Origin of the sequence: Streptomyces pathocidini (assembly GCF_001418495.1) — a bacterium.
In the GTDB taxonomy this organism is placed as follows: domain Bacteria; phylum Actinomycetota; class Actinomycetes; order Streptomycetales; family Streptomycetaceae; genus Streptomyces; species Streptomyces pathocidini.
In genome coordinates this window covers 1-9,048 of record NZ_LIQY01000225.1, presented here as the reverse complement: position 1 = coordinate 9,048, position 9,048 = coordinate 1, and the positions used below count along the sequence as shown (strand labels likewise).

General features: G+C 73.9%; 8 protein-coding genes and 1 riboswitch. Of the genes, 5 read left to right on the top strand and 3 right to left on the bottom strand.

The genetic code is table 11. The features are described 5' to 3' along the window. Window positions 1-54: 54 nt before the first annotated feature. The gene (locus tag AOK16_RS12475; protein WP_055472331.1) at window positions 55-1,392 is read right to left on the bottom strand and encodes a glycosyltransferase family 4 protein; all 1,338 of its coding nucleotides are present in this window, start codon (window positions 1,390-1,392) and stop codon (window positions 55-57) included. A 226-nt stretch (window positions 1,393-1,618) separates the two neighbouring features. Here AOK16_RS12475 and AOK16_RS12470 point away from each other — a divergent pair, with 226 nt between their 5' ends. After that, window positions 1,619-2,224 (top strand): TetR family transcriptional regulator, encoded by a 606-nt coding sequence (locus AOK16_RS12470; RefSeq protein WP_055472330.1) that lies wholly within the window; start codon window positions 1,619-1,621, stop codon window positions 2,222-2,224. A gap of 164 nt (window positions 2,225-2,388) precedes the next feature. Here AOK16_RS12470 and AOK16_RS12465 read toward each other — a convergent pair whose 3' ends face one another. Continuing rightward, window positions 2,389-2,622, bottom strand: coding sequence for a ferredoxin (locus AOK16_RS12465; RefSeq protein WP_055472329.1), 234 nt, complete (start codon window positions 2,620-2,622; stop codon window positions 2,389-2,391). Continuing rightward, on the bottom strand, window positions 2,622-4,118 hold the full coding sequence (locus AOK16_RS12460; protein WP_055472328.1) for an aldehyde dehydrogenase: 1,497 nt from the start codon (window positions 4,116-4,118) through the stop codon (window positions 2,622-2,624). The genes AOK16_RS12465 and AOK16_RS12460 overlap by 1 nt, the downstream gene beginning before the upstream one ends. A gap of 142 nt (window positions 4,119-4,260) precedes the next feature. Here AOK16_RS12460 and AOK16_RS12455 point away from each other — a divergent pair, with 142 nt between their 5' ends. From AOK16_RS12455 to AOK16_RS12440, 4 genes are all read left to right on the top strand, one after another. After that, window positions 4,261-5,331, top strand: a complete 1,071-nt coding sequence (locus AOK16_RS12455) for an MBL fold metallo-hydrolase (RefSeq protein ID WP_055472327.1) — start codon at window positions 4,261-4,263, stop codon at window positions 5,329-5,331. A 144-nt stretch (window positions 5,332-5,475) separates the two neighbouring features. After that, window positions 5,476-5,634, top strand: a riboswitch (cobalamin riboswitch). Window positions 5,635-5,808: 174 nt separating this feature from the next. After that, entirely contained in the window at window positions 5,809-7,104 is a 1,296-nt protein-coding gene (locus tag AOK16_RS12450) for a prenyltransferase/squalene oxidase repeat-containing protein (RefSeq protein WP_055472326.1), read from the top strand. A 13-nt stretch (window positions 7,105-7,117) separates the two neighbouring features. After that, window positions 7,118-7,804: an SCO2322 family protein gene (locus AOK16_RS12445; protein WP_055472325.1), complete on the top strand. Its 687-nt coding sequence runs from the start codon at window positions 7,118-7,120 to the stop codon at window positions 7,802-7,804. Continuing rightward, the coding region (locus tag AOK16_RS12440) for an energy-coupling factor transporter transmembrane component T (RefSeq protein WP_240483535.1) at window positions 7,801-9,048 on the top strand (1,248 nt) is incomplete at its 3' end. The genes AOK16_RS12445 and AOK16_RS12440, both read left to right, overlap by 4 nt.

Below are 9,048 nucleotides of genomic sequence, written 5' to 3'. Positions count from 1 at the left end.
CCATCGGGGCGGCGCGGCCCGGCGGTGCCGAACCGGCCGCAAGTGGTGGCCGCACTATCCTCGCCCGCGTCCCGGCGACCCCGCGTCGGACGCCGCGGCTGAGCGGTACCGCTCGACGGTCCCGATCGCCGCCTGCCGCCAGGTGAACCGCCGTAGAACCCGCTCCCGCCCCGCCGTGCCGAGGCGGCGGCGCAACTCCGCGTCCCCCAGCAGACGTCCGAGCGCGGCGGCAAGCGCTCCGGAGTCCCCGGGCGGTACGGCCAGGCACGTCTCCCCGTCCGCCCCCGCGACCTCGGGTATCGCCCCGCCGGTGGTGGCGGCCAGCGGCGTACCGGTCGCCATCGCCTCGGCCGCCGGCAGCGAGAACCCCTCGTACAGCGACGGCACGCACGCGATCTGCGCGCCCCGCACGAGGTCGACCAGCTCCGGGTCGCTGATCCCCTTCACGAACCGCACCGCGCCCTCGAGCCCGTACCGTTCGATCGCGGCCGCGACCGGCCCGTCGTCGGCGCGCCTGCCGACGACGACCAGGTGCGCGTCCGGTTGCTCGGTGCGGACCTTGGCCAGCGCCTCGACCAGATGCACCAGCCCCTTCAGTGGAACGTCCGCGCTGGAGGTGGTGACGATCCGCCCCGGGATCTCGGGGATGCCCGGGTCGGGCGAGAACAGCTCGGTGTCGGCGCCGATCGGCACGACGTGGACGCGCTCCTCGCGTACGCCCAGGTGCTCGACGATCTCCCGGCGCGAGGAGCCGGAGACGGTGAGCACCGACGGGAGCCGCCGCGCGACCCGCTTCTGCATGCGGGTGAACCCGTACCACCGCCGTACGGACGCCCGGCGCCGCCGGCCGTCGGCGGCGTCGAGCTCCAACTGCCGGTCGACGGTGATCGGATGGTGGATGGTGGTCACGAGGGGGAAGCCGAGCCGTTCCAGGCCCAGCAGCCCGTAGCCGAGGGTCTGGTTGTCGTGCACGACGTCGAACTGCCCGGCACGGGCGGCGAGATGGCGGCGGGCGCGCAGGCTGAAGGTGAGCGGCTCGGGGAATCCGCCGGTCCACATGGTGGCGACCTCGAGCGCGTCGATCCAGTCCCGGTACTCCTCGCGCTTCGGCGTGCGGAAGGGGTCCGGCTGGCGGTAGAGGTCGAGGCTGGGCAGCTCGGTGAGCGCGACGCCCTCGCCCTCGTCCAGTACGGGGTACGGCTGCGCGCCGATGACCTCGACGCGGTGCCCGAGCCGGGCCAACTCGCGGGAGAGGTGGCGTACGTAGACGCCCTGCCCGCCGCAGAACGGGTTTCCCTTGTACGTGAGGAGCGCGATGCGCAGGGGCCGGTCGGCGGGCGGCGCGGAGTCCGGGAGGTGAGACGCGGTTGCCCGTATGGCCTCAGCGGTCACTCTCGGCCCCCTTCTCACTACAGCTCTGCCGGAGCGTAACCGCTCGCGCTAATCTAGAACAAGTTTCAGACCGGCCCGCTCTTGTCCGTTCGAGGAGCTTCGAATCTACCGGCAAGTAGCCACCCCGGAAGGGGCGGAGCAGGTGATTCGCACCACGGAGCGGCCCCTGCCATGCTGTGCGCTGACGCCAGCGAAGAACCCGCACGGATGCCACGGAATGGGACATATGACCACGGAACCCAAGCCGTCCTCCTCACCCCTGACGGAACGTCAGGAGGCCCGCAGGCGCCGGATCCTGCGCGCCAGCGCCGAGCTGGCCAGCCGCGGCGGCTTCGACGCCGTGCAGATGCGCGAGGTCGCCGAGATGTCCAACGTCGCGCTCGGCACGCTCTACCGCTACTTCCCGTCCAAGGTGCACCTGCTGGTCGCAACGATGCAGGACCAGCTGGGGCATCTGCACGAGACGCTGCGCAAGCGCCCGCCCACCGGGCAGGAGCCGGCGGCGCGGGTCGCCCAGACGCTGATGCGCGCGTTCCGCGCGATGCAGCGCGAACCGCAGCTCGCGGACGCGATGGTGCGCGCCCTCACCTTCGCGGACCGCTCGGTGAGCCCCGAGGTCGACACCGTGTCGCGCATGACCACGGCGATCGTCCTGGAGGCGATGGGCCTGGAGGGCGAGCCCACCGCCGAACAGCTCTCGGCGGTGCGGGTGATCGAGCACACCTGGCACTCGGCGCTCGTCACCTGGCTCTCGGGCCGCGCCTCGATCGCCCAGGTGAAGATCGACATCCAGACGGTCTGCCGCCTGATCGACGCGACGGCGCCAGGTTAGAACCCACCGGATCCGGGTGCGGCCTGCTCGGCACCGCCGGACTCGACCGTACCCATTGCTCACCGTCGCGGCGGAAGAGATTTCCTGCCCTTCGGGCAGCCCCCGTGGCCGCCCGGGACATCGGGCAGCTTCGGCGCCGACACCGCGCGCCGCCCGAGGCATCCCTACTCCTCCGGCGGGAACACCGACTCCCCCGTGGCCGGCAGGGCGATCGCGATCGCCTCCACCGGGCAGCCCTCCGCCGCCGCCAGCAGCGCCTCGGACGCGTCCGTCTCCGGTTCGACGGGGTGCGCCTGGTGCGCGGCGTCCTGGCGGAAGCCACCGCCGGAGAGGCTCACGCACATGCCCGAGCCGATGCACACCGACCGGTCGACCTCCACCCGCCAGCGGTCCCCCATCAGCCCGCCGCCCCGTGCCCGGCCGGCAGGTGGATCATCTTGTGCTCCAGGTACTCGGCGAACCCCTCGGGCCCGAACTCCCGCCCGATGCCGGAGTTCTTGTAGCCGCCGAACGGCCCGAGCATGTCGAGGCTGAAGGTGTTCACCGAGTACGTACCGGTGCGCACCCGCCGCGCCACCTCCACCCCGCGGTCGACGTCCGCGGTCCACACGCTGCCCGAAAGGCCGTAGTCGGAGTCGTTGGCGATCCGTACGGCCTCCTCCTCGTCCTCGTACGGCAGCAGGCAGATGACCGGGCCGAAGATCTCCTCGCGGGCGATCCGCATGGAGTTGGAGACCCCGCCGAAGAGGGTCGGCTCGACGTACCAGCCGCGGTCCAGGCCCGCCGGGCGCCCGCCGCCGGTGAGGACCTTGGCGCCCTCGACCTGCCCCAGCGTGATGTAGTCCAGCGACCGCTTCTGCTGGCGCCGGGCCACCAGCGGGCCGACCTGGGTCGCGGCGTCCAGCGGGTCGCCGACGACCAGCGCGCGGGCGGCCGCCGTGAACCGCTCGGCGATCTCGTCGTAGTGGCTGCGCGGTGCGAGGATGCGGGTCTGGGCCACGCACGCCTGCCCGTTGTTCATCCACGCGCTGGAGACGATGCCCGGAACCGTGGTCTCCAGGTCCGCGTCCGGCAGGACGATCGCCGCGGACTTGCCGCCCAACTCCAGCGTCACACGCGTCAGATGGCGCGCGGCGACCTCCATGACGCGCTTGCCGCCCGCGACCGAGCCGGTGAAGGACACCTTGTCGATGCCGGGGTGTCCCACCAGGTACTCGCTCACCTCCCGGTCGGCCGGAAGGATGCTGAGCACCCCCTGCGGCAGCCCGGCCTCGGTGGCGATCTCGGCCAGCAGATAGGCGTCCAGCGGGGTTTCGGGCGAGGGCTTGAGGATCACCGAGCAGCCCGCGAGCAGCGCCGGGCCGAGCTTCGCCGCGGCCGTGAACTGCGGCACGTTCCACGGCACGATCGCCGCGACGACCCCGACCGGCTCGCGCCGTATGAGCAGCGGCCCGAGGACGCCCTGCCGCGACTCCTCGAACGGGCCGCCTCCTCCCGGGCGATCTCCGGGCCCCCCGAAGTCCCTGGCGACGGCGATCGCCGAGTCCCACACCATCATCGCCCCGAGCGCCTGCGCCAGCACGCTCCAGGAGTACGGGGAGCCGTTCTGCGCGCTGATGACCCGCGCGATCTCCTCGTGCCGTACGGCGATGGCGTCCTTGATCCGGGTCACCACCGCGATCCGCTCGTCCAGGCCCATGCGCGGCCAGGGTCCGGAGTCGAAGGCCTCGCGGGCGGCGGCGACGGCCCGGTCCACGTCGGCGGTCGCGGCGTGCGGCACCCGGCCGATGACCTGCTCGGTGTGCGGGGAGATCACCTCGATCGTGTCCGTGCCGAGCGGATCCAGCAGCTCCCCGCCGACGAACAGCTGTCCGTGCTCGATGAGGTCGGTCATCGCCCATGCCTCCTGCCACGCGGCTGCACCAAGTTTTCTGACGCTGTTTCAGAAACTGATACCAGTTCTCGTTATAGTGGGCAATGCGCGTGCCGGAAGGCGCGGGCGGCGGCCGAAGTCGCCTGCGGCGAAAGGGGACTTCATGGGGTCGGGGACCGCACAGGGCACCGCCGGAGTGAGAGATCACGGCGGCGGGGTGTGGAGCATCCCCGTGCCCATCCCCGACAACCCGCTCGGCCACACCCTCGTCCACCTCCTCGACACCGACCGCGGCCCGGTCCTCATCGACACCGGCTGGGACGACCCCGAGTCCTGGGAGGTGCTGGTCGCGGGCCTCGCCGCCTGCGGCACCGGTATCGCCGACATCCACGGCGTCCTCGTCACCCACCACCACCCGGACCACCACGGCCTGTCCGGGCAGGTGCGGGAGGCCTCCGGAGCGTGGATCGCGATGCACGCGGCCGACGCCCAGGTCGTACGGCGCACCCGCACCTCGGAGCCCGGCGTCTGGATCGACTACCTCACCGCGAAACTGGCGGCGGCCGGCGCGCCGGAGGAACACCTCGCACCCCTGCGCGCAGCGCGCGCCTCGGGCGCGGCCCGAGCCCTGCCGGGCACGCGCCACGCGCTGCCGGACCGGGAGATCGAGCCGGGTGCACTCCTGGACCTCCCCGGCCGCCGGCTGCGCGCCATCTGGACCCCGGGCCACACCCCCGGCCACGTCTGCCTCCACCTGGAAGAGCGCCACCCCTCCCTCCCGGAGGGGCAGGGCAACGGCCGCCTCTTCTCGGGCGACCACCTCCTCCCGGAGATCACCCCGCACATCGGCCTGTACGAGGACCCGGAGGACGCCACGGTCACCGACCCGCTGGGCGACTACCTGGACTCCCTGGAACGCATGGCCCGGCTGGCCCCCGCCGAGGTCCTCCCGGCCCACCAGCACGCCTTCACCGGCGCCCCGGCCCGCGTCCGCGACCTCCTCGCCCACCACGCCGAGCGCCTGGCCGGCCTCCGCGCCCTGCTGGCGCAACGCCCCCTGACCCCCTGGGAACTGGCCGAGCGCATGGAATGGAACCGCCCCTGGCCCCAGATCCCCTACGGCTCCCGCACCATCGCGGTCTCGGAGGCGGAGGCGCACCTGCGAAGGCTGGTCAAACTGGGTCAGGCGGAGGCCGTGCCGGGTACGGATCCCGCCACATACCAGGCGGTGTAGGTGCCGGGGCTCCCGGCCGGCGGGCCGGGTGCTCTCCTGGGCCCGAGCCGGGCGGCTTCCGGCCCGTCCGGGGCTTGAGGCCCTTGAGGACACGGTGGCGGGAACCGAATCCCAGGCGCGGCCGGGCGACCGCATAAGAACACCCGAAGACAGCAGCCCTCCGGCACCCGCTATCGTAGGCGGGTCGATATCACATCCGATTAGGGGAAAGCCGGTGCAACTCCGGCACTGACCCGCAACCGTGAGCCGCCGCGCACCCCGCGGCGACGAGTCGGACCGCCCTGCCGGAAGTGAACGGCTCCAGCCGCCGACGTGCCACCCCGCCGAGGGGTACGGCTCGCAGGCGGCCGGCCCCGTCGAGGTATGCGGAGCCGGAGCCCGTGCCGACGCCGACCGGCGCGCGTACGCCCGTACGCACCCGGCCCGGCGTGGGCGAGCGGATCCGGTGCCGCGTCCGCTCACCGAAAGGCACTCATCGTGAACCTGGCTCGCCGCACGGCGGCTCTCGCCGCGACCGCCGTCCTCTGCACGGCCGCGGGCCCGGCCGTGTCCGTGGCCGCGGCGGCCGACTCGCCGTCCCCGAAGGCCCCGGCCGACCTCCCGTCCGCCCTCCACGGCACCAAGGACCCGACGTACGACGGTGTGTGGCGCCAGTCGCTCGCCCTCCTCGCGCAGGACGCCGCCGGAGTGGTCCCGGCCGGGAAGTCCGTCGACTGGCTGGCCGGGCAGCAGTGCGCGTCGGGTGGCTTCGCCGCGTACCGCGCCGACGCCACCGAGAAGTGCGACGCGAAGACCGCGGTGGACTCCAACTCCACGGCCGCCGCCGTGCAGGCCCTGGCCGCGCTCGGCGGGCACAGCGCCCAGGTGGAGAAGGCCGCGGGCTGGCTGAAGTCGGTGCAGAACCAGGACGGCGGCTGGGGCTACGCCCCCGGCGGCCCGAGCGACGCCAACTCCACGTCCGTGGTGATCGGCGCGCTCGCCGCCTCCGGCCGGAAGCCGGAGGGCGTGAAGTCCCAGCAGGGCAAGTCGCCTTACGACGCTCTGCTCGGCTTCCAGCTCGGCTGCGACGCGAAGACCGGGGAGGCCGCGCAGGACGGAAAGGGCGCCGCGGCGGAGAGCGGGCGCGGGGCGTTCGCCTACCAGCCGGACAAGAAGGGCGCGCTGGCGGCCAACGCCGACGCGACGGTCGCGGCGGCCCTCGCGGGCCAGGGCAAGGGCCTGCTGGTGGAGCCGGTGTCCAAGGGCACCGACGAGAAGACCGAGCCCCTGGACTGCGGTGGCTCCGCGAAGCCCGACGTCCACAGGGCGGCGGCCGGCGCTTCGGCGTACGTCGCGGACCTCCTGGAGAAGGACTCCCACCTCACCGCCCTCGCCCCGGGCGCGACCGACCCGGCCCCCGACTACGCGAACACGGCCGAGGCCGTCATCGCCCTCACGGCGGGCGGCCACCGCGAGGCGGCGGAGGCCTCGCTGAAGTGGCTGGAGAAGAACGCCGAGGCCTGGTCCAAGGACAACCCCGCGGGCCTGGCCACCCTGGTCCTCGCCGCCCACGCGGCGGGCTCCGACCCGCGCGACTTCGGCGGCACCGACCTCGTCAGTGCCCTCAACGCCACGGGCCCGAAGCCGGAGTCGGCCGAGCCCGCTCAGGACGCGGCGGGCCAGAAGGCGCAGTCCGAGGACGACGGCACGCCGGCCGTCTGGTGGATCATCGGCGTAGGCCTGGTGGCGGGCATCGGCATCGGTTTCCTCCTCAGCGGCCGCAAGAAGAAGTAGCGGGAAGCGGACAGTGAAGCTCCGGGAATCGGCGGTCGCCGTCACCACGGCCACCCTCCTCCTTTCCGTGTTCGGCGCGGGCGCCGCGCACGCGCACGGCTACCGCTACTGGTCGTTCTGGGAGCGGGACGGCGGGAGTTGGGTGTACGCGACGCAGGGCCCGGCGACGGCCCGTCCCGCCGACGGCGACGTCCAGGGCTTCCGCTTCGCGGTGAGCGAGGACTCCCGGGACGCGACCAGGCCACGCGGCGCGGCCTCGTTCGACGCGATATGCGCGGACACCCCCGCCGAGCCCGGCACCAAGCGCGTGGCACTCGTCCTGGACTTCGGCACCCCGGCGGACGCCCCCCGGGGCTCCTCGCGCCCGCCCGAGTCCCGTACGGAGTGCGCCCAGGTCCCGCCGGAAGCCACCAGCGCCGAGTCCCTCGCCGCCGTGGCCAAGCCCCTCCGCTACGACAGCAACGCGCTGCTGTGCGCGATCTCCGGCTACCCGGAGAAGGGCTGCGGCGACCAGGTCGCGGAGGCCCATGCCGCCGGGGGCGAGGCGAACGACGGCCGGGAGGCCGACGGTGAGCAGGCCGGCGCGAAGCCCTCCGACCGCCCGTCCGACGGCGGCCCCTCCGCAGGCCTGCTCACCGGCCTGGTGGTCATTACCGCCCTGGGCGCGGCGGCTCTGTGGCAGTCCCGCCGCCGCGGATGACGCCCATGAGCGACAACGCCCCTCCGCCGCCCGGGCGTTGCCCGGCCTCCGGCCCTGACGCTGCCGTCGGCGCCCACGGCTCCCCCGACGCGCTCGCCACGACCGCCGCCGCGGGCGAGCGCCGGGCCCGCACCCCGCGCCGCGTCCCTTCCCGCGCGCCGCGGGCGGCCCGCCGCTCCGGCTCCCTCCACCCCGGCGCCTGGTGGCTCTGGGCGCTGGGGCTGGCGACAGCCGCGTCGCGTACGACCAATCCCCTCCTTCTCGGGCTGCTGCTCGGTGTCGCGGGCTATGTCGTCGCCGCGCGGCGCACGGACGCTCCTTGGGCTCGCAGTTACACCGCCTTCCTCAAGCTCGGCCTGTTCGTGATCGGGATCCGGCTGGTGTTCTCGGTCGTCCTCGGCTCGCCGGTCCCCGGCAGCACCACGCTCCTCACGCTGCCCGAAGTCCCGCTGCCCGGCTGGGCGCAGGGCGTCCGGATCGGCGGGCGGGTCACGGCCGAGGGCGTGGTGTTCGCGCTGTACGACGGGTTGAAGCTGGCCACGCTGCTGGCCTGCCTCGGCGCCGCCAACGCCCTCGCCAACCCGGCCCGGCTGCTGAAGTCCCTCCCCGGCGCGCTGTACGAGGCGGGGGTGGCGGTCGTGGTGGCCATGACCTTCGCCCCACACCTGGTCTCGGACGTCGTTCGACTGCGGGCCGCCCGCCGGCTGCGCGGGCGCACCGACAAGGGACTGCGGGCCCTGCTGCGGATCGGACTCCCCGTGCTGGAGGGCGCGTTGGAACGCTCCGTCGCGCTGGCCGCGGCGATGGACGCGCGCGGCTACGGCCGCACCGCCGACGTCCCGAGAGCCGTGCGCCGCACCACCGCCTGGCTCACCCTCGGCGGCCGCCGCACGGTCCGCACCCGCTACCGGCCGGACGCGTGGGGCGCGCGGGCCTGGCTGGTATCGGGTTCGGGCGCGGCTGTCGCGGCCGCGATGATCTGGTCCGGCGCGGCGGACCCGGCGTCGCTGCAGCCGTCGATCGTCCCGCTGGCGGCGCCTGGGCTGCCGCTGTGGCCCGCGGCGGCCATCCTCCTCGGCATGCTCCCGGCCGTCGTGGCACCAGCCCCAGCACCGCCAACAACCCCCGCAGCACCGGAACCAGCACCGGCGCCCACATCCCGTACAGCCCATACAACGCAGCCGCCCCGCACAGCACAGCCAGCCCGTACGACACATCCGGCATCGCCGTCCGCGGCTTCTACG